At 57.3% G+C, this 24,627-nt stretch carries 23 protein-coding genes and 1 tRNA gene; 14 read left to right on the top strand and 10 right to left on the bottom strand.

The genetic code is table 11. The annotated features are described in order from the left end of the window. Positions 1-21 precede the first annotated feature (21 nt). Positions 22-1,866 (bottom strand): mechanosensitive ion channel domain-containing protein, encoded by a 1,845-nt coding sequence (locus NW842_RS05760; protein ID WP_414374518.1) that lies wholly within the window; start codon positions 1,864-1,866, stop codon positions 22-24. Between NW842_RS05760 and NW842_RS05755 the strand changes: the two genes are divergently transcribed. Beyond that, complete coding sequence (locus tag NW842_RS05755) at positions 1,848-1,979, top strand: hypothetical protein (protein WP_414343450.1); 132 nt, start codon at positions 1,848-1,850, stop codon at positions 1,977-1,979. The two genes, NW842_RS05760 and NW842_RS05755, sit on opposite strands and share 19 nt — an antisense overlap. On the opposite strand, the gene uvrB is transcribed toward NW842_RS05755, so the two are convergent. Next, a complete protein-coding gene (gene uvrB / locus NW842_RS05750; protein ID WP_414374520.1) occupies positions 1,976-4,063 on the bottom strand; it encodes an excinuclease ABC subunit UvrB in 2,088 nt (695 codons plus the stop codon). The genes NW842_RS05755 and uvrB overlap by 4 nt on opposite strands. A gap of 298 nt (positions 4,064-4,361) precedes the next feature. Here uvrB and NW842_RS05745 point away from each other — a divergent pair, with 298 nt between their 5' ends. Continuing rightward, positions 4,362-6,170, top strand: a complete 1,809-nt coding sequence (locus NW842_RS05745) for a DUF3352 domain-containing protein (RefSeq protein ID WP_414417648.1) — start codon at positions 4,362-4,364, stop codon at positions 6,168-6,170. Between the two features lie 3 nt (positions 6,171-6,173). On the opposite strand, the gene NW842_RS05740 is transcribed toward NW842_RS05745, so the two are convergent. Next, the gene (locus NW842_RS05740; protein WP_011432443.1) at positions 6,174-6,617 is read right to left on the bottom strand and encodes an ATP-binding protein; all 444 of its coding nucleotides are present in this window, start codon (positions 6,615-6,617) and stop codon (positions 6,174-6,176) included. Positions 6,618-6,758: 141 nt separating this feature from the next. On the opposite strand from NW842_RS05740, the gene NW842_RS05735 reads away from it, so the two are divergent. The 5 genes from NW842_RS05735 (at position 6,759) to NW842_RS05715 (ending at position 10,031) form a co-directional block, all read left to right on the top strand. Beyond that, on the top strand, positions 6,759-6,956 hold the full coding sequence (locus tag NW842_RS05735; RefSeq protein WP_041436278.1) for a cytochrome b6f subunit family protein: 198 nt from the start codon (positions 6,759-6,761) through the stop codon (positions 6,954-6,956). A 37-nt stretch (positions 6,957-6,993) separates the two neighbouring features. Beyond that, positions 6,994-7,323, top strand: a complete 330-nt coding sequence (locus tag NW842_RS05730) for an HU family DNA-binding protein (RefSeq protein ID WP_414417647.1) — start codon at positions 6,994-6,996, stop codon at positions 7,321-7,323. A 12-nt stretch (positions 7,324-7,335) separates the two neighbouring features. Further along, a complete protein-coding gene (locus tag NW842_RS05725; protein ID WP_414417646.1) occupies positions 7,336-8,796 on the top strand; it encodes a DASH family cryptochrome in 1,461 nt (486 codons plus the stop codon). 100 nt (positions 8,797-8,896) lie between these two features. Then, positions 8,897-8,968, top strand: a tRNA-Met gene (locus tag NW842_RS05720). 133 nt (positions 8,969-9,101) lie between these two features. Beyond that, entirely contained in the window at positions 9,102-10,031 is a 930-nt protein-coding gene (locus NW842_RS05715) for a restriction endonuclease (RefSeq protein ID WP_414417645.1), read from the top strand. Between the two features lie 123 nt (positions 10,032-10,154). Here the strand turns inward: NW842_RS05715 and NW842_RS05710 are convergent, their stop codons facing one another. The 6 genes from NW842_RS05710 to NW842_RS05685 form a co-directional block, all read right to left on the bottom strand. Continuing rightward, positions 10,155-10,598 (bottom strand): DUF29 domain-containing protein, encoded by a 444-nt coding sequence (locus tag NW842_RS05710; RefSeq protein ID WP_414417644.1) that lies wholly within the window; start codon positions 10,596-10,598, stop codon positions 10,155-10,157. Positions 10,599-11,086: 488 nt separating this feature from the next. Then, positions 11,087-11,752: a Rho termination factor gene (locus NW842_RS05705; RefSeq protein ID WP_414328947.1), complete on the bottom strand. Its 666-nt coding sequence runs from the start codon at positions 11,750-11,752 to the stop codon at positions 11,087-11,089. Continuing rightward, on the bottom strand, positions 11,730-13,070 hold the full coding sequence (locus NW842_RS05700; RefSeq protein ID WP_414417643.1) for an AAA family ATPase: 1,341 nt from the start codon (positions 13,068-13,070) through the stop codon (positions 11,730-11,732). Before NW842_RS05700 ends, NW842_RS05705 begins: the two co-directional genes overlap by 23 nt. 46 nt (positions 13,071-13,116) lie before the next feature. After that, on the bottom strand, positions 13,117-15,324 hold the full coding sequence (locus NW842_RS05695) for a phosphoketolase (protein ID WP_414417642.1): 2,208 nt from the start codon (positions 15,322-15,324) through the stop codon (positions 13,117-13,119). A 34-nt stretch (positions 15,325-15,358) separates the two neighbouring features. Next, complete coding sequence (locus tag NW842_RS05690; protein WP_414374531.1) at positions 15,359-16,033, bottom strand: cysteine hydrolase family protein; 675 nt, start codon at positions 16,031-16,033, stop codon at positions 15,359-15,361. An 18-nt stretch (positions 16,034-16,051) separates the two neighbouring features. Next, positions 16,052-17,020 (bottom strand): isopenicillin N synthase family dioxygenase, encoded by a 969-nt coding sequence (locus NW842_RS05685; RefSeq protein ID WP_414417641.1) that lies wholly within the window; start codon positions 17,018-17,020, stop codon positions 16,052-16,054. 588 nt (positions 17,021-17,608) lie between these two features. On the opposite strand from NW842_RS05685, the gene NW842_RS05680 reads away from it, so the two are divergent. The 7 genes from NW842_RS05680 to NW842_RS05650 all read left to right on the top strand — a co-directional run bounded on the left by NW842_RS05680 (position 17,609) and on the right by NW842_RS05650 (position 23,602). After that, a complete protein-coding gene (locus tag NW842_RS05680; protein ID WP_414374534.1) occupies positions 17,609-18,082 on the top strand; it encodes a hypothetical protein in 474 nt (157 codons plus the stop codon). A gap of 156 nt (positions 18,083-18,238) precedes the next feature. Then, positions 18,239-19,321, top strand: a complete 1,083-nt coding sequence (locus NW842_RS05675) for a leishmanolysin-related zinc metalloendopeptidase (RefSeq protein WP_414417640.1) — start codon at positions 18,239-18,241, stop codon at positions 19,319-19,321. 142 nt (positions 19,322-19,463) lie between these two features. Continuing rightward, on the top strand, positions 19,464-19,745 hold the full coding sequence (locus tag NW842_RS05670; protein ID WP_414374537.1) for a hypothetical protein: 282 nt from the start codon (positions 19,464-19,466) through the stop codon (positions 19,743-19,745). A gap of 59 nt (positions 19,746-19,804) precedes the next feature. Continuing rightward, positions 19,805-20,152 carry a hypothetical protein gene (locus tag NW842_RS05665; protein WP_414374539.1) on the top strand — a complete coding sequence of 116 codons (348 nt, stop codon included), beginning with the start codon at positions 19,805-19,807 and terminating at the stop codon, positions 20,150-20,152. Continuing rightward, positions 20,152-21,051, top strand: a complete 900-nt coding sequence (locus NW842_RS05660; protein ID WP_414374540.1) for a DMT family transporter — start codon at positions 20,152-20,154, stop codon at positions 21,049-21,051. The genes NW842_RS05665 and NW842_RS05660 overlap by 1 nt, the downstream gene beginning before the upstream one ends. A gap of 58 nt (positions 21,052-21,109) precedes the next feature. Beyond that, positions 21,110-22,222: a glycosyl transferase gene (locus tag NW842_RS05655; RefSeq protein ID WP_414374541.1), complete on the top strand. Its 1,113-nt coding sequence runs from the start codon at positions 21,110-21,112 to the stop codon at positions 22,220-22,222. Between the two features lie 54 nt (positions 22,223-22,276). Continuing rightward, on the top strand, positions 22,277-23,602 hold the full coding sequence (locus tag NW842_RS05650) for a class I SAM-dependent methyltransferase (protein ID WP_414357769.1): 1,326 nt from the start codon (positions 22,277-22,279) through the stop codon (positions 23,600-23,602). A gap of 141 nt (positions 23,603-23,743) precedes the next feature. Here NW842_RS05650 and NW842_RS05645 read toward each other — a convergent pair whose 3' ends face one another. Further along, complete coding sequence (locus tag NW842_RS05645) at positions 23,744-24,439, bottom strand: hypothetical protein (RefSeq protein WP_414357768.1); 696 nt, start codon at positions 24,437-24,439, stop codon at positions 23,744-23,746. Positions 24,440-24,627 lie beyond the last annotated feature (188 nt).

Below are 24,627 nucleotides of genomic sequence, written 5' to 3'. Positions count from 1 at the left end.
GTGTCAATGGCAGGCAATAGCTTAGGAAACACCATTTTGGTCTTCCGGCGATTGAGCCGCTTCTTTGAGGGCAGAGTGAATGGAGTCGGTATCGGGCAAAGAAGGGGATCCGCCATTTTGACTGAGGGGGGCAAATCCCTCTAGGCTGCGGATATGAATATCTTGTTGCGGGAAGGGGATGCGGATCCCACGTCGCCGAAACTCAGCCTCGATCAGGAAGTTTAGCTCGCTGATCAAGACAAACTGATCTTGAGGACGGTTGATCCACACCAGCAGCTCAAAGTTAAGTGCAGAAGGGCCAAAGGACTTGAGCCAGACTTGGGGGGCAGGGCTGCTCAACACCCGAGCATTTTCTCTGGCGGCGCTGAGCAGAGCTTCGGTAACCAAGGCGGTATCGGAGCCGTAGGCCACGCCCACAGGAATGTGGATGCGACAGCGGGGATCCCGGTAGCTCCAGTTCACCACCTTTGATTCGGTAAAGCGGGAGTTGGGCACGATCACAAAGATGCGATCCAGGGTGCGCAAGACGGTAGCCCGTGGCCCAATGCGCTCCACCGTGCCGAGCAAGTTGTCCACTTCCACCAGATCCCCGATTTGGATGGGGCGCTCCAGCAAAATGGCAATGTAGCTGATGTAGTTGTTGGAGAGGTTTTGCAAACCAAAACCGATCCCCAAACCCACTGCCCCGGCAATAACCGCCAAGGAGCCCAGATTAAGGCCGCTGAAGGGCAAGACCAGAAGGATGCCGAACAGGGTCAGGATGTACTTGAAGATGGCCGCCGAAGACTCTTGGGTGCCCAGATCCAGCCCCAGGCGTGCCAAAAAGCGCTGCTTGAAGCCAACACTGACGTAGTGGGCGCCGGTGAAAACCAAGATGGAGAGGACGAGGAAGACCAGCAAGCTGGCAATCGAAACGCTGGAGTTGGGCAGAGGCTGGGTGAGAACGCCCAGAGCCGTGGCGACCACACGACCCAGGCCCAGGTAAAAGGAGCGCTGAAACGGTCGTAGGGCAGGGATGAAGCTGATACCGCGATCCAGCGAGATGCCGGCGATGAGGATTGCCCCCACGCCCCGCAGCAGCATCCCACCCACATCGATCCAGGTGCCCCAGGTCTCTCCGGCCTTAAGCTCCAACCAGCGTTGCAGACGGGTTAAGCTGCGGTCGAACAGCCGCCAGAGAAAGAACCCCACCACCAGGGTGGCGATCCCTGCCAAAAGGGTCAGAACCAGCACGCGCGGATCCTGGGCCCGCTGCAGAGCCAGCAGATCTTCGCGGTAATCGGCAATCGCTTGCTCCAACCGCCGCGCCCAACTGTTAGCCACCAGACGCACGTCATTCAGGTTCACCTGACCCGGTGCCACCCTGCGCTCTGCGGCAGCATCGGCATAGGTGACGGTAAACAAATACCGTTGTGTGCGCTCAAAGCGGCCTCTTTCCCCCAGGCGTAAGATGTATTGCCCATTGGCATCCTGGGCCACCCGTACCTCTGGCTCCGGCAACTGGCCTTCTTCCAGAAAGCGCTCGATGATCGCCCGAACGTTGTCGGCCCGCACATCGCTGGGGTAGTCTGCCGTCTGCAGGCGGAACACCGGTATGTTCCCGACGAGCACTTCTGTGCCCTCTTGGCCGGTCAAAGGGATCCCGATTGGGCTGGGGGCTGGGGCAGGGGATCCCTCAGGAGTTGGCGCTTCAGCCGGTGTGGGTCGGGGATCGGCCAGGAAAAAGTTGGGATCCCGAAATTCAAGGGCTTGAGCCAAGGGGATCCCTGAGGGGGCAGAGGCGACGGCAGGGGTGAGCCAGAGACCTATCCCCACCGTCAGCCCAACCCAAAGAGCTGCTCGCTTAAGTGGGACGGAGTCCTGCATGGCCGGTTTGGTACGAACGCCTATCGATCAATTGGGGATCCCTGGTGCTGCCCCGCAAGCTCATGGTGGCACAAGCCGACCTCAATTTTGGCCGATCTGAGCAAGGATTTTAGGTGCCCTGAGAATGGCCCAGAAGGCGTTGACGCAGCTTTTTGATTCTATCTCGCAGCTCGGCGGCTTCCTCAAATTCTAGGTTTTTGGCGGCCTCTTTCATCTTCAGTTCCAGTTGGCCGATCAGCTCCGGAATCTCGGAGAGAGGGATCTCTTGCGCAGCTTGAAAGGCTTTTTCCAGATCTGGGTTGCTGAGTTTGCGGGAGATGGCCAAAAAAGACAAGATGGCATTGCTGTTTTTCTTGACAATGGGCTTGGGCGTGATGTTGTGTTGGCGGTTGTATTGCAATTGAATTTCGCGGCGACGCTGGGTTTCGGCAATGGCCCGGGCCATGCTGCCGGTCATGGTGTCGGCGTACATCACCACCATACCGCGGACATTCCGCGCTGCCCGCCCGATCATCTGAATCAGGGAGCGCTCTGCTCGCAAAAACCCTTCTTTGTCAGCATCCAAAATGGCCACCAAAGAGACTTCTGGCAAGTCCAACCCTTCCCGGAGCAAGTTGACCCCCACCAACACGTCAAAGGCCCCTTCTCGAAAGTCTTGTAGGATTTCAATTCGCTCAATCGAGGTGATCTCGGAATGCAAATAGCGAACTCGGATCCCTCGCTCCTGGAGATATTCTGTGAGATCTTCTGCCATCCGTTTGGTGAGGGTGGTCACGATCACCCGTTCGGCAGATCCCTGCTGAGAGCGCTCCAATCGCAAATAAATTTCTCCCAGCAAATCGTCCACTTGCCCAGCCGTGGGGCGCACATGCACCTCAGGATCCACCACGCCGGTGGGCCGAATTACCTGTTCGACAACCCGACCGCTGCCGGGCACATAGAACTTCAGGGTCTTGCCATCTTCCACCAGGGTTTCAAATTGGGCCTCGCTCTGCTCTAGTTCCCAGTTGCCGGGAGTAGCCGAAACAAAGATACACTGATGAACTTTGGCCCAAAACTCTTCGGCTTTGAGGGGGCGATTGTCGAGGGCGCTGGGCAGGCGAAAACCATGATCTACCAGCACCTGCTTGCGGGCACGGTCGCCATTGTACATGCCGCGAATTTGGGGCACGGTCACGTGGGATTCATCCACCACCAGCAGCCAATCGTTGGCCTTGAAATAATCCACCAAGCAGGCGGGGGGCTCTCCTGCTTTGCGTCCCGTTAAATGTCTAGAGTAGTTTTCGATCCCATTGCAATAGCCCACCTCTCGCAGCATTTCTAGGTCGTAGCGGGTGCGCTGTTCTAGGCGTTGGGCTTCCAGGAGCTTGCCTTCTTTGCGAAAGAGGGCCAGTTGCTCTTCCAGTTCTTGCTCGATATTGAGGATCGCCCGCTCCAATTGTGCTTCCGGCGTTACAAAGTGCCGAGCAGGATAAACTCTGAGGGCGCTGAGGCTGTTCAAAATCTCACCTGTAACCGGATCAATTAAGCGAATGGCCTCGATCTCATCGCCAAAAAATTCGATGCGAATGACCCGATCCTCATAGGCCGGCACAATTTCCAGCACATCCCCTTTGAGGCGAAATCGCCCCCGCACCAGCTCCAGGTCATTGCGCTCGTACTGGATGCTGGCCAGATCCCGCAAGACATCCCGTTGGTTGATCTCCTGGCCGACTTTGAAGGGGATGGAAGCCTTCAGGTACTCCTCTGGCATGCCCAGACCATAGATGCAGCTCACCGAGGCCACCACAATCACATCCCGCCGTTCAAACAAAGAGCGGGTAGCCGAGTGCCGCAACATATCGATTTCATCGTTGATGGAAGAAGATTTGGCAATGTATGTATCGGTGCTGGGAACATAGGCTTCCGGTTGATAGTAGTCGTAATAGCTGATGAAGTATTCAACGGCATTGTGAGGAAAAAGCTCCCGCAGCTCATTGCACAGTTGTGCTGCCAAAGTCTTATTGTGGGCCATCACTAAGGTGGGCCTGCCCACCTGCTGAATGGTATGGGCGATGGTAAACGTTTTGCCGGTTCCGGTTGCCCCCAGCAAGGTTTGGAAACGATGGCCTTCTGAAATTGACTTCACCAAGCCGGCAATTGCCTTAGGTTGATCTCCGGTGGGTTGATAGGGAGAAACCAGTTGAAACTCTGACATGGGTTTGACTTTCGGATGGGCCTAGATAGCTGCCGGGCTGGTCAAGGCAGGGCTGATCTGCACGTTGGTTTGGAATGGTGGTGCGGATCACAAAGGCTTGTGGGGTGCCTCTAAACTTGGCCGCCTGCTCAGCGGTGGGCTCCAGCTGGCACACCAGGGTTAGCCTCTGTTCCATGGTAAGGTTTTATCATGCAGGACTGAGGGCAGCGCTTCTTCACTAGGCCTGTTCATGCCAGCAGTGCAGAGCAGTAGAGCCTGGGTGTCCGCGCCATGTCTCCCTCGGTGCAGAGATTGAGATATGGGACGACGGCAACTCTTGCGCGGGATCCTGATTGGGCTTGGTCTTCTGGCCGCCATGGTGGTGTGGGTTGTCGTATGGCTGCTCACCCGCAGTCCGGTAGCTTTGTTGCTGGCCCACCCGGAGCTGCCGCCAATTGTGGGTTTGGCCCCTCGCTCCGCACAAGCGCTGCTGGTGTTGGCTGTTCCCCTGGACGAGGTGCAAGCGTTTTGGCAAGCGGCAACTCCTGCCCCCCAGCGACGCGCTGCCCGTCAGCAGTGGCAAAAGTTTTTCTCCCCTGAAGGCCCAGGCTGGCTGGGATCCATGCTGGCCGGGGGATCCCTTGATTTCGAGCGGGAGGTGCGGCCCTGGCTGGGGAAGAGCACCCTCTTGGCCAGTTTGCCAGAGTGGGGCACCTTGGTTGCCCTGGAAACGCGGGATGCGGCGCTCTCTCAGTTTGAGCTGAACCTATTGTGGGAACGGCAGAGCTTGGCCGGGAGGCCGGTGCAGGTAGACACTTACAAGGGCATTCAGGTGGTGTCTAGCCCGATTCCGGGCCTGCAGGGGTTCTCGGCAGCCGTTTTCGGCGAGCAATACGTGTTGTTGGCGGAGCAGTCTGCTGCCATTCGGGCTGCAATCGATGCTTGGCAGTTGCCGCAGTTGTCTCTGGTGGCTCAGCCTCTGTTTCAGCAGGTCATCCAGCCCTTGCGGGAGGCGCATGTGGGTTGGGCCTTCTGGCAAAATCCAGAGGCGGTTTCTTCAGATGGGCTGACGTTGCAGGCGGTAGGGCTGGGGTTGGGGGTGAACTTCCAGGGCTTGGTGGCCGAAAGTGCTGCCCTCTGGCATGCGCCCGCTGGCTTCTCCTTGCCGGCGGCAGAAGCCTTTCGCCCGCAGATCCTTCAACATCTGCCGGATGAGACCTTGGCGCTGGTTTCCGGAGAGAATCTGGCCTCAGTTTGGCAGAGCCTGGGGCAGATCCAGCCCCTAAATCCCCTGGGATTGCGGGTGGATCCCGGCCAGTGGCTGCAGCGCTTGCAATCTCAGGTGGCGCTGGACTGGCAGCGTCTGTTGCCGGAACGGGGAGAGTTTGCCTTTGCCCTTTTGCCCGGCGACGGGGATCCAGCCTGGCTGTGGGTCGGTAAGCTGCCGGATGAGTCGGTCGCGACAGCGGGACGGAGTCCTTATTTCGACTTGGATGAGCGGGCACGCGCCCAAGGCTGGCAGGTAATCTCTCTGGCAACGAAGCGTGGCACCGCCACTGCCTGGGCCCAACCGACCACTCCTGCGGGGGAGACGGAGTCCTTGCCGTCAGAACCCCAGCCGGTGGCGACAGCGGGACGGAGTCCTCACCGCTCCACCCATCGACCGGAGATCCCCGTGTTGGCAGGGGAGCGGCTGGAAGTCAGCGGGAAGGGAGGATCCCTGCCGTTGCCGGCGGCAGAAGCTCTTCCCCAGTCGCCGTCGGGGATCCCGCTGCCGGCACAGGTGTATCATGCCGATCGCAAAGGCTATTCCTACCTGGCTTCTTCTCTGGCGGCTCTGGAGGCGGCCCTCGCGGATCCCCCCTTGAGTGCAAACCGCGCCTGGCGCAAGTTGGTGGCTTCCCTGCCCCACCGCAATTTGGGCTATGGCTATGGATCCCTGGGGTTGCTCTTGGAAAGCGAGCTGCCCGACCCGGTCGCGTCAGCGGCGCGGAGCGCTAAGGGATCCCGCTGGTCATCCACGCGCTTTGCCTTCGCCACCACAGCCCTAGCGGTTTCTGAAGCTCCCTACCCCGATCGGGGCTGCCAGATTACCCAAATGGGCAAGCTGTTTTGGGAGTGGCATTGAGGGTCAGACTATCCAGGGATCCCGGCAGTTGGCGTGGATGTATTTGGCCAGGTAGACCTGGTTGCCTGTTTCATTCCACTCCACAAAGTCGAAGATTTGGGTGAGCAGCAGCATTCCTCGGCCCGACTCTTCGGTTTCCAAGATGTTATGTTGGCATCGGTGGAGCTTCTCTTGGGGACAAAAGCCGGGCCCTTGATCTCGCACCAGCCATTGGTAAAAGGGCTCCGAGCTGGCGTACTCGATGATCACCTTCTTGTTGGGGTCGAGGCCGTTGCCGTGGCGGACGGCATTGATGATTGCTTCCTGTAGGCCCAAACGTATTTCCGCTCTCCAGGCAGGAGGGACTTTTGAGATCAAGAGATCGAGGACAGGCTGAGTGTAGAGGGTGGAGGGAAAGCTGATAACGCTCCAGGAGCAGTGGGCGGGTTTGAGGGAAAGGGCAATCACGGAGGCAGTCTTCCCTGGGGCACGGCACTCTGACCCCATTCTAGCAATCCCATCGGGGTCAACCCCAGCAGAGGTGCGGCAGGAGCTCGGCAAGGGGACTTTTGCCGTACCATCTTGAGTGGTAAGTCTCTTCGCGGTTTTATGGCGATCAAGGTTGGAAATAAGGTCAAAGTTCGCTCTGTCCAGGATCGCGGACAAGAAAACCTCAGCGCTCTGGTGGGCAAAGAGGCTGTGGTGCTGGCACGGCGTGTGGTCGATGGCAGCGGTGTCGGCTACATTCTGGAGTTTCCCGATCGCTCTCGACATTGGTTTTTCGAGAGTGAACTGGAGGTGCTCTAAGCCCCTGTCTGTGTTCTGTTGTCTAGAGGGTCGGTTGGTGGCTTCTCCTCCTCATTTGACTCGCCGTTTGCTGGCCCGCCAGATGGCCGCGCAGGTGGATGGCCTGACCGTGGAAATGGCTGCTGCTGCTCTGGAGGCTATGCTGGACAGCATTAGCCAATGCCTGGCCCAGGGGGGATCCGTGCGGCTGGCTCGCTTTGGCACGTTCTCGCTGCGCCATCGTCCCGCCCGGCAAACCTATCATCCGCGCACCAAGGCCCCTGTTCACATCCCGGCTGCCGATGTGCCTCATTTTGTTCCCAGCCCTGAGCTGGGGCGTCCAGCTAGGGTTCGGGTGTCCAAGTCTGAGTCCGCGGGATCCGTGTAGGGTAGCTGCAGAATGACCGTCCTGCTGTGGTTTCGCACCGACTTGCGCCTGCTGGATCACCAGCCGCTGACGCGGGCCTGCCAACAGGGATCCCCTTTGATCCCCTTGTATTGCTTGGATCCCCGCCAGTTCGGCGAGACTTCCCTTGGGCTCCGCCCCAGAACCGGCCCTTTCCGCGGTCAGTTTTTGCTGGAGAGTTTGGCGGATTTGCGGCAGCAGTTGCGGTCGCGCGGCTCGGATTTGGTGATCCGCCAGGGACAGCCAGAACAGGTGATCCCCACCTTGGCACAGGAGTGGGGGGTCGAGGCGGTCTATGCCCATGAAGAGGTGGGCACTGAGGAGAAGGAGGTGGCGGCTGCTGTTGAGCGGGCTTTGCGGTCTCTGGGGATCCGGCTGCAGGTTGATTGGGGCCATACCCTCTATCACCCTGAGGATCTCCCCTTTTGTCTCTCGCAACTGCCGGAGCTGTTCACCCGCTTTCGAAAGCAAGTCGAGGGGAGCACCCCCATCCGGGATCCCTTGCCCATTCCCTCGATCCCCCCCCTGCCATCGGGTTTGGATCCCGGCCCTCTGCCCACCCTGGCCTCGCTGGGGCTATCCCCACCTGCCGGGGATCCACGGGCCCGCTTCACCTACACCGGCGGGAGCACCGCTGCCCATGCCCGCCTGCAAACCTACTTTTGGGATCGGGATCGGCTGCGCCTCTATAAAGAAACCCGCAACGGCATGTTGGATCCCGACGATAGCTCCCGGCTTTCTGCTTGGTTGGCGCTGGGCTGTATCTCCCCTCGCACCGTCTATGCCGAGGTCAAGCGTTACGAGCAGGAGCGGGTGCGCAATGAGTCCACCTACTGGCTGGTGTTCGAGCTGCTGTGGCGGGATTATTTTCGGTTTATCTTGGCCAAGCACGGCGCTAAACTGTTCCGTCCCTCTGGGATCCAAGGGATCCCCATCCCTTGGCAGCAGGATTGGCCGCGCTTTCAGGCTTGGTGTCGGGGTGAGACGGGCTACCCCTTGGTGGATGCCAACATGCGGGAGCTGGCGGCTACCGGATTTATGTCCAACCGGGGACGGCAGAATGTGGCCAGCTTTTTGACAAAAAACCTGGGCATCGACTGGCGCATGGGCGCTGAGTGGTTTGAGTCGCTGCTCATCGACTACGACGTGGCCAGCAACTACGGCAATTGGAACTACACCGCCGGCGTAGGGAACGATGCCCGCGGCTTCCGCTACTTCCACATCCCCAAACAATCTCGCGAGTACGATCCCAAAGGAGACTATCTGCGCCACTGGTTGCCGGAATTGGCCGGGATCCCGGGGGATAAAATCCACGAGCCCTATCGCCTCACTGCTGCCGAGCAGAAGCAATTTGGAGTCCGATTGGGGGTGGACTACCCTCGCCCACTGGTGGATTTGGAGAAGTCTCTCGCGGCCATCCGACGGGTTTACGAAGCTGCCCTGACCTGCCGATAGGCGTGGCTATGTCTGTGGCTTCTCTCCCGAGAGGGGGCTGAGGGGACTTTCCAAGCAGCAGTTCTGGCCCAAGAGTGCTATTCTAGTTAAGCACTATCCTGGCTCAGTAGCTCAGCGGTAGAGCAGGGGACTCATAAGCCCTTGGTCGCGTGTTCAAATCACGCCTGAGCCATCCATGCCAAACTTTTTTCAGAGGCTTCCCGGCCTGGCGGATACCCTAACTGGCTTGCAGCAGAGGGTTGGCGTAAAGTTATGGGTGGAACCTACTTCGGTTTGGGATCCCTGTCTTCACATCGGTTCTACAAATGGCCGTTCCCGATTATCAGAGCTTGATGTTGCCACTTCTTCAGTTTGCAGCCCGCAAAGGCACTGAAATATCAACCAGCGAAGCTGTTGAAGTTCTGGCAAAGGAACTGGGCCTCACAGAGGACGATCTCAGGGAGATGCTGCCGAGCGGTGTACAGCCAACCTTTGTCAATCGCGTCGGCTGGGCTGCAACTTATATGAAAAAGGCAGGGCTGCTGGAAACAACGCGCAGAGGATTCTACCAAATTACTGACCGCGGAAGAGATCTTCTTGAAAAACAGCCCAAAACCATCAATGTAGAGTTACTCAGGCAATATCCTGAATTCCGAGAATTTGAGGGGCCCAAAGGCACAAGAAGCAGCAACAAGGCAAGCAAACAAAAAGCTTTATCAGAGACTTCGGCAGCGACACCATTAGAGCAGTTAGAAGCTGCGTATGAAAATCTCCGTGACAAACTGGCCGATGAACTGCTTGCCAAGCTAAAGAAAGTATCGCCTGCCTTCTTCGAAAAGGTTGTTGTGGAGCTGCTGGTTAAAATGGGCTACGGAGGCTCACGGGCAGATGCAGGCAAAGCAATTGGCAAGAGTGGCGATGGTGGAATTGATGGGATCATCAAAGAGGACAAACTCGGTCTTGATGTTGTGTATATTCAGGCAAAGCGTTGGGATAGCAATCCGGTAGGTCGTCCTGATGTCATGCAGTTTGTGGGTGCTTTACAGGCTCAAAGAGCAAACAAGGGTATTTTTATCACTACCTCCAGGTTTACTGAAGACGCTAGCAGCTACGTTTCGCAGATCGGCAGTAAGATTGTTTTGATTGACGGCGAACAACTAACAAATCTAATGATTGAGCACGACGTTGGCGTATCTACAGTTTCATTGTATCCGGTAAAGAAGATTGATAGTGATTATTTTGAAGAGAGCATCTGACAACTGCATCAGCTCAGACCGTCAATTGGCCACAGCGAAATTGTCATTTGCCTAGGTGGAATGTTAACTATGAAAACGCCCAACTGAAAGAGGGAGATACGCCATGAGGGAAAGACGAGATCCTCACTGGGGGCTCTCCTGCTCGGGGTAAAAGTCGGGATCCATCACCTGATCCAATGTGTAGGGACACTGGGCAGGCAGATCGTCCAGAGATAGGGGCGTTTCTTTAACCACCAGCAGGACGCTCTTTTGATAAGCTTTATTCATTGCTTCAACCAGATAAGACTTAAGGCTGGGATTATCCGCAATTAACTCCTGCACCTCTTGCCGCTGTTCGATGATTGTGGCTGTCCAACTTTTGCTTCGTTGTTGAGGCTGAAACTGCCACTTTAGCAGATGGCCCACCAGGATCCCTAGTCGATTCACCAGTTCGCGGCGTTCTTGCCTGCCCAAAGCCTCAATTTCCTCCACCAAGTTGGGAATATCCAATCGATCCCACTGCCCCGATCTCAGCAGTGCGGCTTGCTCTTGTGTCCAGGCATAAAAATCGCGGTCGTAAAGCGCCATGATCCATTCCTAACAGGACACCGGCCAAAGATAAGTCAATCCTACCGGTTCCAGCCGTTGAGCTTCGACCTCATAAGTTTATCGAGTCCTCAAACTCTGTAGCTACAAAGCCTCGGATCTGTGGCAGCGTTGGATCCCAATGGGGCCTGACCCTGAACAATATGAGGTTTCAACAGGTCTGGAGCGCTTGATCACGGCCCAGGATCCAGGCGATAAGGGGGGGATCCCTGTGGTCAAGATAATACCGGACGGTTTGGGTCAGGTCGATCTCCAAGATGCTGGTGATCATCCTGTGCATGAGCTCCAGATGGATCCGGTCGTCCTAGGTAAGCAGAGCATACCTGCCATGGAGGCTGTTGTTGAGAGCGGCCAAGGCTGTTTGGGTGGCAGTAGCCATTCAAAGGGAGGCTTGAGGCAGGCATCCCACAGCAAGCGGAGTCGGGCCTCGGTGATGTGGAGAGGAGAATATGTTTTTGAAGGGATCCCTTTCAGCTCTCTCCCTCTGTTTTTTTTCGCGAGCGAGTTGAGGTCGCTTTCTTCGCGCCAGCGGATGCCGCAGATCTCTTGGATGATTTCTTCAGAGTAGGGGGCAACGCTGTAGGAGTTACGAAAAATACTTCCGATAGGGCATCCAGTTTTTTGCCTCGCGTAATTTTGCACCCAAGCTTGGTTATGGGGGTTAAGTCCTGCCACCAACTTCTATCCGCCTCTGCAATCCGGGCAGCTGCAATGGTTACATCGACTCCCTTGAGGGGACTGCTGGGTTGCTCGGCTAGGTATCTTAGCGCAGCCAAGATAGTCTCTCTCGATGTATTGGTCAAATTTACCTTCGGAACAATTTCTTTGGCGAGAATCTGGGCCTGCTTAACCTGCTCTGGATCAGGATCGACAACGATACACCATAGCCTTTCCAGTCCCGCTTCTTGAGCAACTGCATAGACAAAATGGTTACCAATGGCCTTGTACTGATAGTCGCCAGCCTCGACCACCAGCAGAGGAACCCAGTTGTGTCCTCCTGTCGCCCTTAGCTGATCTGCGGCTGCGGCAACAAGGAAGGAGGGAGCAGAAAACCCATCGGCGGGCGTAATGCTCTCAAGGGGTAAGTTAACCAATCTACCTAGATCTGAAAACTCACTCATCGATAAAGTACTCACGGGCAAGACTCTGGTAGTATTCTAAAACTCTCCTGTCCTTAAAGACGGCAGGAATTCGAGCAAACTTTGCAGAGGATATCACTGCATAGTCAGGTATCCTAAAAATGCTTTTGTTTTCATTACCTTTCTTAAAATGCGGCCAGAAATATGGACGTAGATCTACACTTTTCTCCTGGTTGATAAGCTTACTTATCTCTTCGTGAGCTAGTCTAATAGTGTATTCACTTCCCGAAGAGACGCCGTTGAAAAAGGTAGGCAAAGCAATAGGGCCACCATCCTGTCGTGACCTAGCAGTTTCTGGAACAAAGCTGGTGATTACTCTAGCAGCATTATTCAGGGAAGACAGATCGTCGGGGCGGGTAGGTATCAAAATAACATCGGCAGCAAAAACACCACTTTGGCTGAAGTAAAGCCATTGAGTTGGGCAGTCGATTAGGATGTAATCATACTCATTGCGAAGAGGAGCAATGAGATCGCGAAGGCGCCGAGTTCCCTTTGGGATATATGCTACTGCCCGGCTATCAGTCAACGTCTCTAGTTCAGGGTCTCTTGGGATAATGTCGAAGATGGAAAATCCCTTGAGTTTATATGTTTGGACAATGGCATGGACGTCTATTTTGGGATCCTTTAAACATTGCGTCAGTGTAATTTTTCCAGGAGTGGCTTCCAAACTTCTTGTCAGATCACCCTGAGAATCAAAGTCAACAACTAAGACCTTTTTTCTCTTGGTTGCTAGTGTTGTGGTTGCTAGTGTTGCCGCAAGGTTAATGATCGTCGTTGTTTTGCCTACGCCCCCTTTATTGTTATACACGCATACAGTCAGAGCGCGCTCATAGTTTTCTATCTTGTCTCGCAAGTTACGCACTATGCTCTCAATGTTATCTGAGCTAATATCAAGGTTTGCTGTAGCGGGGTGAACGACTTTTCCGTGCTTCCTCCAAAGCTGGATGTTATTTGCATTGGTGATAATTCCCCATTTTGCAGATTTGCAGTTCTTGGCAAGCAAGTAACTTTCTATCTGACAAACCGCATCTCTATAGCAAGATCCTTCTCTGAGATTAACTGCTCTAGATTTTGCCTCCAAAAGCAAGTAGGGATTCTTCGGGGATCTAAAGAAAATATCTTCAGGATCTCCGTTCTTTCTTGCTGCGAGATCGACCTGGCCGCAACCTGTCTCGAATTCTTCTCTAATTTCCAACTCGTCAAAGCCAAGCGCCTGCAGGAGAGGAACAGCAAAGTGTTGGACAATAACTCGCTCTACCCTCTCGGTGGGAGATATCCTCTCAAGCTTCTCTCGGAGAGAGCTAGCCGCAGTCATAGGAAAAAATAAGGTGGACAATGCTAACCAAGCTAAAAGCTCGCCCTCAGCATAGCAGTTGCTTGGCTCGTTCTGCTAGTGCTTGGGCTGTCAGGCCGTTGTAGTCCATCAATTCGGCGGGGGTGGCGGTGGTTTCGCCGCGTTTCCAGGCAAAAATGTCGCGCGGGCCAGTGTAGCGCAATGTCAGAGGCTCCAACATCAGGCTGGATCCGCCGGTTACGCCAATAAGGGCCTCGCCGGCAAACCAAGCGGCAAATTCTTGGTCGGACATGAATTCCCCATCTGGCTGAGCACAGGTGGACCAGGCCACGTCGCCGGGGCGATACAGACGGCGGGGGTTAATCACCGAGACGATTTTGCAGCCGATCCCTTGGGCTTGGAGCTGTTCAGCCGCCTCGAACACGGGCAGGAGAATCATATCCCCCACCACGGCAAAGACCACGGTGCGGGATCCAGGAAACTCCTGAAGGACGATGCAGCCCTGCTCTACTGCTTGGCGAGCTTGTTCTAGGGTGGTGCGGATGGGCAGGGGGGTTTTGCTGGCGATGATAGGGATCCCTTTGTTGCAGGTGGATAGGGCCCATTCGTAGGCAGCTTGGGCACAGTTGGCATCCGGCGGGAAGAGGGGAAAGATGTTGCCGTTGCGCATCATGGCCGCCAGGTAGGCTTCAATTTCCGGGCGTTGGTGGGTCCAGCCGTTGCGCCCCTGTTCCAGAGCGCCGGCAGTGAAGAGGGCAATGGCCGAGGGGGTGGGCCGGCGCAGCTCCGCCATGGCTTGGGTTACTGTCTGCCAGATGGGTAGGCCGTTGACGGCAAAGGACTCGTAGGAGCACCACAGGGAGCGTCCGCCGAAGAGCGCCAGGCCCGCCGTCAGTCCTGCGCAGGCATCTTCGCTCAGGGGCTCATAGACTTGTCCTTGGGGCTGTTGGTTGTAGAGGGGATCCACCGTGGGGTGAATCACCTTGAGACCTTGGTTCACATTGGCGATGCCGGAAGCTTCGTTGCCGTCGGCATTGGCCACCAAAAAGTCGGGATCTTTCTGCCCCACCTGCACCACCAGGGATCCGATGGCCGTGGTGGAAACCTGCTTGTCCCCCAGGGGAAACTCCGTTAGGTTTAGGGATCCCAGAGGTGGAAGGGGCCGAACGAACTCTGTAACCGCCACTTTGGCGGCTGGCCCCCCGGCGGCCCGCTCGCAGTTCTGTCGCACCAGGGCCCAAGCTGCCGGGTGTAAAGCCCGCGCCCGCAGAGCCGCCACAATGTCCGGGTGATCCAGAGTGTGGTGGCCGTAGAGGTTGTGGGACTTGGATCCCTTGGCATGTACCCCAGCCCCCTTCAGTTGCTTGAGGATGAAAACCGTTAATTGTCCGCTCAGGGCTGATTGGATGGCTCGCTCCATTTCGATCAGCACCCTTTGGGCAAAGGCAAGGCGGGCTTCTAGGGAAAACTGAGTGCTGTCGACGTAAGGGCCAGGCTGTTGGGCATCGTCAAAGTCCTTGGCATCCACCAACACCACTTCCTCAAAGCCGTTGCCCCGCCAATACTCGATCATCTGGGCGTTGCTGGCGGTGGAGATCATGCTGTGGTGCTCTTGGCTGTAGCCGTTCCAGACCAGCACCGGCAGGAAGTTGGTGCGCTGCGGGAAAGCCGTGTGGAAGTGAATCATGGAGCTCATCACATAGGGCTCTCCCAGGCCGCCATCCCCAATCGTGACCGGGAAGAGGCGATCCGGGTAGAGTAATGCCCCCGCCATGGCAAAGTGCTGCCCCTGCCCCAGCGGCCCAGCCGGCGCCAGCAGCCCGGGAATGTAGCCAGAGAGGTGACCCAACAGCCCTTCCCGCTCTCGAAAACGGGCCCGTAGGTCGGAGACGGTGTGGATGCCCATCTCGGCCAGGGATCCATCCAAAAACATGGCCGCGTAAAAGCCCGGCGCGTGGTGCCCAACTTCGGTGGGGATGTTCTTCTGGCCCAGGTACACCAGAGCGGCATAGGCTTCTGCTTGGCTGGCAAATCCCCCTGGGTGGCCTGAGGCTTTGCTGGCGGTCATTTGCAGGGTGAGGTAGCGCAAGGCATCGGCATAGAGCAAGGTTTGGTAGGCGGCCATACGACTGCCGGGATCCCTCAGTTTCCCGGTGCCGGCATCCACTGCAGGGGCCTGGCCCAGGCGGTCAAATTCCGGCCAGGGATCCCCGAAGTACTGGATCCCTTCGCAAAAGGCGGGGACTTGGGCAGTTGCCTCCTGAGCCAGTGTCATCGGTTCAGCCTCACGCTTGTTGGGTTATTCACACTCACTGTAAACCCGATAACGCTTTTTGGATGTTCTGAGCAGAACTCGTCCAGCCGACGATGCCCCCTTGCGCCCGGATCATCTCCAGGGTGGCTTGCTTGAACTCTGGGAAGTAGCTGGCGGTGCAATCTTCCACCAGCAGGCACTCATAGCCGCGGTCATTGGCCTCGCGCATTGTGGTTTGCACGCAGACTTCTGTGGTTACTCCGCTGAACAGCAGGTGGGTGATGCCGCGCTTTTGCAAGATTTCTTGCAGCTCGGTGGCGTAGAAAGCCCCTTTGCCGGGTTTGGGGATGACGATCTCTCCCGCAAGCGGAGCAAGCTCAGGGATGATGGCGTTGCCCGGCTCTCCCCGAATCAAAATCCGCCCCATAGGGCCTTCGTCCCCAATGGTCAGGGATCCCTTGCCGCGTTTGCGCTTGCTGGGCGGGCAATCGGAGAGATCTGGCTGATGACCCTCTAGGGTGTGAATGATGGTTAGGCCCTTCTGACGACAAAAGTCCAGCAGCCCCTTCAGGGTGGGCACAATGGATCCCAGTTGGGTGACATCATTGCCCAGCATCTCCCCAAAGCCGCCTGGTTCCAGGAAATCTCGCTGCATATCGATGATCACCAGGGCCAACTGAGACAGGCTGGGAACTTCATACTCGTAGGGCAGGGCTGGGATCCGAAACATAGAGACCCCCAGTTCGGATCAATGCTGGGGCGGGGATCCTGCCTCGGCCAGGCCGATTTCCCTCAACCGCTGGGCCAAGTATTCTCCGGCAGTCAGGGAAGGGAACCGAGGGATCCCGCCGGTGCGGGCCACACAAGTCGGCAAGGGCGTGAGATCCACCTCTGGCCGCGGATGCACAAAGAAGGGAATGGAAAAGCGGCATTCTTGAGGGTTGTCGGGGTTGGTCACCCGATGGGTGGTGCTGCGCAACAGGCCATTGGTGAGGTTTTGCAGCATATCCCCAGCATCGACAATGATCTGACCGGGCAGAGCCGAAATGGGCAGCCAAGATCCATCTCGTTGCAGAAGCTCTAGACCTGGTGCGGTGGCTTCACACAAGAGCGTAATCAAGTTGATGTCTTCATGGGCTGCAGCTCGTAAACTCTGGGGAGGGGCTTCAGCAGGGATCGGCGGATAATGAATCACCCGCAAGAGATTGGCTCCTCCTTCCGCCGCTTTGGGCAGGTATTCGGCAGGCTCCCCCAGATACAGAGAGATTGCTTGCAACAGTCCCTGGGCACAGGTTTCCAGTTGGGCGAACAGCTCTAGCATCACCCTGCGAAATTGGGGCACCTCCCGAGGCCAGATGTTGGCAGGAAGGTGGGGATCCCCTTCGCGCCCGATGTGCCAAAACTCTTTCATGTCAGGATAGGGATGATCTTTAGCGTGTTCTTTGCCAAAGGGGGTGTACCCTCGTTGCCCCAGCAGCGCCGGATCCTCATAGGCTCTCTTGGTTGGCTCTGGCAAAAGAAAAACGGCTTCTGCGGCTTCATAGGCTTCCCGGATCAATTCCGGCGATAGGCCATGGTTAACCAAGGCAAAAAAGCCAATCTGTTGCAGCGCTTCCCCCACCTGGCGGACAAACTGCTCCCGCTCACCTGACGTTCCGTTTTGAAAGGCGGCGAAATCGACAACTGGCAGGGTCTGGCGTTGGGGAGTGGTTGCCATGGCAGAAGTCGTCTCTGGTGGAAAGTCAACACTTTCTCAGGCAGCGGGCTTGGTGTCCTATGCTATCCTTCCTAGGGGGACAAGGGGAGAGGTTTGAACCGAAGATGATCTGTTCGGGGCCCATCTGCGATATCTAGAGTCTAAAGCCGCTCGGCTATTCACCTTCCCACAAGATGTAGGTAAAACCCTGCCAAACCTCTGTTGCCTTTGCCTGGAGATTGCACCTTAGTAGTGATTAGTAGTGACCTGTGCCCTTTTCGGGAAGGCTGTGATAGAGTCGATAAAAGCAAAGTTATGACTGAGTTTTCCCCAAGAGCAGTTTGAGCGCTGGGTAGGCGAAATGGAGGGAGTTGTTCTGTTGTTGCAGTGGCTTAACTTGGTAAGGCAGGGCAGGCTACTTCTTCCCTCTTTAGCCGATTAAAGTTTTTGTGAAGTTAGGGATTAAGTTGGGGTCTCTGTTGCTTGTCAGCTATAACCGCGCCTAGAATTGCCGAGGATTGATGTTTCTGGAGATGGTTTGCAGACACTATTGATTTTGCTTTCCTTTGCTTGCTCTCAATCTATTGACCTTTCGAGACCGACTGCCCTATGACAGACACTCATCCCTGTGCCCCCTGTATTGTGAATACGGGAACTTTGGTGAACAAGCGGGATATTTACCGACTGCTATCCGATTTGGCCCGTGTTCGCTACTTTGATATCGTCGATGGCTCGGTACGGAAGCAGGGGGAAGGCTGCGTGGTGGATGTTTTTCAGGATCCCACTGCTGCCACACTGGTGGTAAACCGTAGCCTCTACTTAAATGTGAACAGCTTTGACTATGCCTGTCTGCGGGATCCCGCTTCAGAAGAAGAGATGGCCAACCTGGGCAAGGAGCAGCCGGGCGTGGTTATCGATTTGGTTCAAGACGGACGCATTCTGCGCTTGGTTCCCCTGGTGGAGCCGCGCTCGGATCCCGAGGAGCTCTTGGGGGATAGCCAGGCGTTGCGGGCAGCGGTGGACGTTTTGGCTGCAGGCTGGGGCATAGAAGAAGAAGGATCTTCTGACTCTTTGGATTGTTAGATTGAGGGCTTCCGACCTGAAGATATAGACCTCCAAACCCACCTCTTCCCGGCCTTGAAGTTGGCCGGTGCGGTGTGACGCAAATCATGCTCAGGAGGAGGGTCGCAACCGGTATGATCCAACTGGGCCGTGAGGCTCTTTGCGTTTGGGGGTGGTGTGAAGGTTTTTTCGGGGCAGCGACAGCTTCTGGGGAAAGTATGGGGTCTGCGTCTGCTTGGATCCCTGGTGGCTGTGCTTCTGGTACTGGTGCTCAAGGCTTGCGGCGGAAGTGGTGGTTCCTCTTCTGTAGGTGTCATTCCCACTCCCATTCCAACCCTCATTCCCACCTCTACTCCAACTGTTGTTCTCACCCCTACTCCGACTGTCATTCCTGCCCCTTTGCCCTCGCCAACGACTGCGCCTGCTTCCCAGTTCACCATTGACGTTCGCTTTCCCGACAACAGTCTCACCCCCACCCAGCAGTCGATCGTCCGCAATGCCGCTCTGCGCTGGCAACAGCTCATCGTTGGTGACCAGCCGGATCTGCCCCCCACCACCATTCGGGCCGACGAATGCGATCGAGGGTTTCCCAGCACGCCACTCAATTTCCCCATCGACGATCTGCTGGTGGAGGTGCGGGCCAGAAACCTCGGCAACGAGCGAATTTTGGGGGGAGCTGCTCCCTGTTTTGTGCGGGCCTCTAACGGTCTGCCTTTCTACTCCGTCATTTTGTTCAACAGCCAAAACCTATCGGCTTTGGAAGAGCGAGGGGATCTGCCCATTACTGCCCTGCACGAGTTGGGCCATGCCTTGGGCTTCTTGCCCATCGTCTGGGATCCCAAGGGGCTAACGGTGGGCTTGGTGGGACGGGATCAGCCTACGCCCCCTGGCTATGATCCCCGCTTTATCGGCCCCAGGGCGGTCAGCGCCTTCGCCACGCTGGGAGGAAACGCGCCCTCTGTTCCTTTAGAAAACGAGTTTGGGGAGGGATCCCGAGATTCCCATTGGCGGGAGAGCGTCTTGGGCCGCGAGCTGATGACCAGCCGCATCGACCGGGGGGTAGCCAACCCCTTGAGCATTCTCACGGTGGGAGCAATGGCAGATATCGGCTATGAGGTGAATCCAGCAGCGGCGGGTGGCTTTGCTTTGGGGCGCAGTAGAGGGATCCCTCAGCCTTTGGAACTGCAGGAGCTGGAGTTGATCCTGCCCCTACAGCAATTTGACGCCGAGGGCAGGCGGGTGGGGGATCCCCAGGCCTAAGAAAAGGAGTATATCTACTCATGGCCAAGAGGCTACCTTTTAACAATAATGAAGGTCGAGTTGTATAACTTCACAACATCGACATAACATCGACAAGTTCTCAACATCGACAAGTTCTCACCTCATCTCTTTGCAATTAGCTATGGGTATCCTCAAGAAGCTTTTCGGCGGCCTGTTCTCCTTTTTCGGCATTCTCTTCGGCGGCTTGGTGGATTTTGTTACCGGGCCTTTTCGTTCTGCACCGGCTTCCCCCAGCTCTGCTCCTACGGCTACAGCAACTGCTCCTGCCAACAAGCCCAAGGTGGTGGTGGAGAAGCCTTTTGTGCCCAATGAGATCTCGGCTCCGCGTCCTAACCGTCGCCCTGGCCCGGCTTTGGATGTGTTCCGGGCTATGGTTCAGGAGATCCCTTCGGCGCGAGCTTAGTCTGCCCATCTTCGGGAGCAGCCCGTAAGATGGAGGTGAAACGCTGGAGACTGCTCTCTATGTCCGATCTCTCTTTCTCAGAACAAGAACGGCTGAAACAGCTTGAGCGTGAACTGGAGCAGGCGGCTGCAGCCTCTCGGGAGTCGGGAACATCCGTTGCGTCTCGGGGGAAAAGTGCCGTTCGAGCTTGGATTGAGACTTGGGGGCGTCCACTGGTGACGGTCTTCGCCATTCTGGGCTGTATTCTTCTGGTTGGGCTGTTCTTCCGGGTTTTCGGCACCGTTCTCAGGTGGGCGGTGGTGGCGGGGTTGGGCTATCTGCTCTATGCCTGGGTGGTGGCACCGCGGCTGGGCCTTCCCACCGGAGCTAAGTCGAAGCCAGAGGACAGCAATCTCGACAGCTTTTGATGCCTAGGGATCCCTGGCGAGCCTATGTTTACTTGGCGGCGGCCATCTTGGGCTGGGCCACGGCTGCCAGCGCTTTTAAGTTTGGGTTGCGGTACCTGTCGCCGACGGTCTTGCTGATTTTTTCGGCATTGAGCTCTTGCTTGATCCTGGGGATCGTTTTGGTGGTTACAGGGCGGGCGAGGTTGATCGGCAGGCAGAAGGGATCCCAAATCCGCCTGTCGGCCCTTCAGGGGCTGCTCAACCCCTTCGGCTACTATGGGGTGTTGTTCCAGGCTTATGACCGTCTGTCGGCTCAGGCGGCGATGGCTCTGAATTACACTTGGCCGCTGGTGCTGGCTCTTCTGGCGGTGCCGCTGCTGGGAGAGCGCTTCCGTTGGCGGCTGGTGTTGGCCTTGGGGGTGAGCCTGCTGGGGGTGGTGCTGGTGGCTACGGGGGGATCCTGGGGCACCTTGCAGGCGGGGGATCCCTGGGGGGTCCTGCTGGCGGTGGGCAGCTCTGGAATCTGGGCGCTCTACTGGCTGCTCAATGTGCGGGATGGGCGAGATGCGGTGCTGAAGCTGTTTATGGGGTTTCTCTTCGGCAGCCTCTATGGCCTGCTACTGCTGCCGTTTCAGGAGGTCTCTTGGACAGTTGCGGGGCTGGGTTGGGCGGCTTACATTGGTCTGGCGGAGATGGGCCTGACTTTTGTATTTTGGCTGCGGGCTCTGGAGTTGGCGGGCCATCGGGGATCCCTGGCCAACTGGGTGTATGTGACGCCCTTTTTGTCGTTGGGGTTGATTGCGGTGCTGTTGGGCGAGAGGATTGCGCTGGGATCCGTGCTGGGCCTGGGTCTGATTTTGGCCAGCAATCTGTGGGGATCCCATAGGGAAAAGCCCCCCGCGGATCCTGTTCTGTCCTGAGGCGGTTGCGTTCGCGCCAGCGGGACGGAGTCCTATCGCGTTAGCGGTGCAGAGCACAATGAATCCCGTTCCTCTGTATGTGGCGGCAACAGCTCACGGGTTTGGGCACGTTACCCGTCTGGCGGCGGTCGTGAATGCTTTGCTGCGGCGGGATCCCCATGTTCTGCCCATCTTTGTTACGCCGGCTCCCCGCTGGCTCCTGGAGCGTTACGTAGAGGGGAAGTTTCTCCATCGACCGCGGGCGTTGGATGTGGGGGTGGTGCAGCCGGATGGGCTACAGGCCGATCTGCCGACTACGTTGGCCGCCCTCAAGGCGTTCAAAGCCAGCGCTGCGGAGCTTATTCGGGAAGAAGCGGATTTCATTCGAGCCCAGGGGGTGCCTTTGGTGTTGGCGGATGTGCCGCCCATTGCTGTAGCCATTGCCCAGGCTGCTGGGATCCCCTGCTGGATGGCCAGTAATTTTGGCTGGGATTTCATCTATCAGGAGTATGGCCCGGAGTTTCAACCGTTTGTGGCCTGGATCCAGGAGCTCTACGGGCAGTGCGACCTTCTATTTCGCCTGCCTTTTAGCGAGAGCATGGTCGCGTCAGCGGTGCGGAGCACTAGCGCTTTTCCGCGTCAGCAGGAGGTGGGGCTGACGGGATCGGATCCCCGCTACGGGCCGGAGGAGGTTGCCGCCCAGTTGGGGTTACACCCGGAGCAACCCAGGGCTTTGTTTACCTTTGGCGGGCTGGGGGTGCAGGGGTTTCCTTACGAGCGGCTCCAAGATTTTCCCGACTGGCAGTTTCTCACGTTTGATCGGGAGGCTCCTCCCTTGCCCAACTTGCGGGTTTTGGATGGGCAGGTGTGGCGACCGGTGGATGTGATGCCCCTCTGCCGCTGGGTGGTGTCCAAGCCGGGCTATGGCACTTTGGCAGAGGCCCTGCGCAGCCGCACACCTATGGCCTGTGTTACCCGCTCTGGGTTTGCCGAGTCGCCGTTGCTGGTTGAGGGTCTGCAGCGCTACGGCTGGCATCGCATCCTCTCCCCAGAGGAGTTCTTTCAGGGATCCTGGGACTTTTTGCAGGATCCCGCCCACCCGCCCCAGAGGCCGGATGGGTTGGATCTCCAGGGGAATGAAACCCTGGCTGCGGCCTTAGAGGCATTCCTGCGGGGGAGGGATCGCGGGTAGGATAGGGGGCAGCTTTCTGCAGCGGATCCCTTCACGGTAGCGGTGTGGAGCCCTATGGCCAGCAGCTCGTTCGGGTCAGCGGTGCGGAGCACTGCGGAATCTTTGCGGCAACTGTACGAAGAACTGCCCTACCCCAATGTTTCCATTGAGGCCTCGGGCCGCAACGCCATTGACGGGTTGTACCGCCTAAGTTTGACCACCGCCCAATACGCCCGCACCCGCGCCATTGTGCCCAGCGAAGGCGCTCTCATTTTGAATGCTGGCTGCGGCTCGGGCTGGGAAACGTTGATCCTGGCGGAGGCCAATCCAGGGGCGCGGCTGGTGGTGTGCGACCTGTCAGCAGAATCGGTACGGGTGACGGAGCGACGCTTGCGCTACCACGGCTTCGGGGAGGTGGAGCTCCATGTTCTCAACCTATTGGACATCGAACAGTTGGGGCTGGAATTTGATTTCATCAGCCTCAACGATGTGCTCTATCTGCTGGACAATCCGGTGGCGGGGCTAAAAGCCCTCAAGCGGGTTCTCAAACCTGACGGGATCCTGCGGGCCAACCTGCACCACGCCTACCAGCGGGAGGTGATCTTTCGCCTACAAGAGGCGTTTCGGCTGCTGGGGCTGTTTGATCTACCCACTCCTGAGGCCTGTCAGCGGGTACGGGAATTCATGGCCAGTTTGGCCTCGGACGAAATGCGGGCAGCCCTGCGCTGGAACCCTGAGATCTACAAAGACGACACCAACATCCGGGCCAACTACCTCTTGCCAGGAGACAAGGGCTTCCTGATCCCCGACCTGATGCGCATGCTCGAGGAAGCTGAGCTGGGCCTGGTTTGTCTGGTGGACTATGCCGACTGGGATCCGGCGCTTTTGTTCAAGGAGAGGGCCATGCCCCCCTGGTTGCAAGCTGAGTTGGACAAGCTCTCGCCTGCGGATCAAAATCACTTTTATGAGCTGATCTACCCCAACCATCGCCTCATTGACTTTTGGGCGGAACACCCCGGCTCTTCCTTGGTCTTGCCCTGGAGCGACGCCGATTGGCTGGGGGGCAGGGTGCAGCTTAACCCCATCCTGACCGACAACGTCGAATTTCGCCAAAACTTCGCCAAAGCCTACGAGAAGAAGCTGGAGTTTGCCATGAATTGGCCGGGGGCTAGCTATGGACGCCTAACCATTCCAGCTCCTCAGATGGCCTGGCTGGGATCCCTGTTGCAGGGGCCAACGCCGGTGAAGGCCATGATTGAGCAGGCAGCTCAGGTCAACACGTTAGAGCCGGAAGCGGCCCAGGAGGAGGTGCTCACCTACCTGGCAGGGCTGGAGTCGTTTTTGTTTGTGATGTTGGATCCTGCACCCGTTCCAGGAGAAGGAGTTTTTCCAATCGCTTGAGATCCCCGAGCCTTTCTCCCAAGGGTAGAGGGAAGCCAATGGGCCGGTTCACGGCAACTTGGAACGACTATTGAGGGATTGAGGCTCTGCCGGGCTGCAAGAACGGTCTTGGGCAGATGTCAGATGGGAAGAGATCCCTCTCTAGCGATCCACCAGGCGCAGCTCGAAGGTGAGGATGTTGGCGGCCAAAATCTCCAAAGCCCCGCCCTCGATAAGGTCGCGAGTGAGGGCAGCTCCGGAGCCACTTTGTTGGATCAATTCGCGGCTGCGGCGCACCGTCTCTTGTCGCTGGGGATCATCCACAACCACCTGCCGCTGATTGGACAGGCTGAGGCGATAGAAGTTGGGCAAATCTCCCCGGGTGGCATCAATGGCCAGATTGGTCTCTTCGGGGGCCACACGGAAGGGGGCGCGAGCGGTGAGCAGAGCCACCTGAATATCTTGATCCCGCCCATCGAGACCCTGCAGCTCGGAGATATCGATCTGGAAGTTGAGGGTATCGCGGTCGCGGGTGAGGCGATTGACCCGTACCTGGTTAAAGCCGACCGCAAACTCTCGTTCCGGCTCTCCAAACCGCTGGATGGTGGCCTGCAAGACCGACTCTTCGTTGAGGGGGGTAACCCGAATGAGGTAATCCCAGTCCCGCACAAAGGTGTACTCGTTGGGCCCCACACGGACGTTGGGATCCACCAAGTTGGCGGTGGGACCGGGGCTACCGGCCCGGCTGAGGGCCACCACGTACCAGTAGTTGGGGCTGATGGGCAAACCCAGGGTCATGCGTACTTCCAACACAGGCCGGGCCCAAGCTGCAACAGCCGTGAGAGCTGTTATGGCCATGGCCCCGAAGCAACTCCACAGCCAGCGCTGGAGAGGAAAATTAAGCTGCGGCGGGCGAGAGCAAGTGATGGCTGTAGTTCTCATTCAAGCCTTTTCAAGGGCAGTTGCCTGTCTGATACATTCACGCTGAACTCTCCTGAACATGGTTCAGGAAAGAAGCGATCGCATCCTGCCTATCTCTGAGCAGG

It is taken from the genome of Synechococcus sp. R55.4, assembly GCF_047461935.1.
GTDB lineage: Bacteria > Cyanobacteriota > Cyanobacteriia > Thermostichales > Thermostichaceae > Thermostichus.
The sequence above is the reverse complement of the archived record's forward strand: the minus strand, read 5'-3'. Positions and strand labels throughout refer to the sequence as shown.

Coding starts and splice junctions, on each gene's coding strand:
- NW842_RS05760 (WP_414374518.1), bottom strand. CDS start 1,866: ATGCAGGACTCCGTCCCACTTAAGCGAGCAGCTCTTTGGGTTGGGCTG.
- uvrB (WP_414374520.1), bottom strand. CDS start 4,063: ATGTCAGAGTTTCAACTGGTTTCTCCCTATCAACCCACCGGAGATCAA.
- NW842_RS05745 (WP_414417648.1), top strand. CDS start 4,362: ATGGGACGACGGCAACTCTTGCGCGGGATCCTGATTGGGCTTGGTCTT.
- NW842_RS05735 (WP_041436278.1), top strand. CDS start 6,759: ATGGCGATCAAGGTTGGAAATAAGGTCAAAGTTCGCTCTGTCCAGGAT.
- NW842_RS05725 (WP_414417646.1), top strand. CDS start 7,336: ATGACCGTCCTGCTGTGGTTTCGCACCGACTTGCGCCTGCTGGATCAC.
- NW842_RS05715 (WP_414417645.1), top strand. CDS start 9,102: ATGGCCGTTCCCGATTATCAGAGCTTGATGTTGCCACTTCTTCAGTTT.
- NW842_RS05710 (WP_414417644.1), bottom strand. CDS start 10,598: ATGGCGCTTTACGACCGCGATTTTTATGCCTGGACACAAGAGCAAGCC.
- NW842_RS05700 (WP_414417643.1), bottom strand. CDS start 13,070: ATGACTGCGGCTAGCTCTCTCCGAGAGAAGCTTGAGAGGATATCTCCC.
- NW842_RS05695 (WP_414417642.1), bottom strand. CDS start 15,324: ATGACACTGGCTCAGGAGGCAACTGCCCAAGTCCCCGCCTTTTGCGAA.
- NW842_RS05690 (WP_414374531.1), bottom strand. CDS start 16,033: ATGTTTCGGATCCCAGCCCTGCCCTACGAGTATGAAGTTCCCAGCCTG.
- NW842_RS05685 (WP_414417641.1), bottom strand. CDS start 17,020: ATGGCAACCACTCCCCAACGCCAGACCCTGCCAGTTGTCGATTTCGCC.
- NW842_RS05680 (WP_414374534.1), top strand. CDS start 17,609: ATGACAGACACTCATCCCTGTGCCCCCTGTATTGTGAATACGGGAACT.
- NW842_RS05670 (WP_414374537.1), top strand. CDS start 19,464: ATGGGTATCCTCAAGAAGCTTTTCGGCGGCCTGTTCTCCTTTTTCGGC.
- NW842_RS05665 (WP_414374539.1), top strand. CDS start 19,805: ATGTCCGATCTCTCTTTCTCAGAACAAGAACGGCTGAAACAGCTTGAG.
- NW842_RS05660 (WP_414374540.1), top strand. CDS start 20,152: ATGCCTAGGGATCCCTGGCGAGCCTATGTTTACTTGGCGGCGGCCATC.
- NW842_RS05655 (WP_414374541.1), top strand. CDS start 21,110: ATGAATCCCGTTCCTCTGTATGTGGCGGCAACAGCTCACGGGTTTGGG.
- NW842_RS05650 (WP_414357769.1), top strand. CDS start 22,277: ATGGCCAGCAGCTCGTTCGGGTCAGCGGTGCGGAGCACTGCGGAATCT.
- NW842_RS05645 (WP_414357768.1), bottom strand. CDS start 24,439: ATGGCCATAACAGCTCTCACGGCTGTTGCAGCTTGGGCCCGGCCTGTG.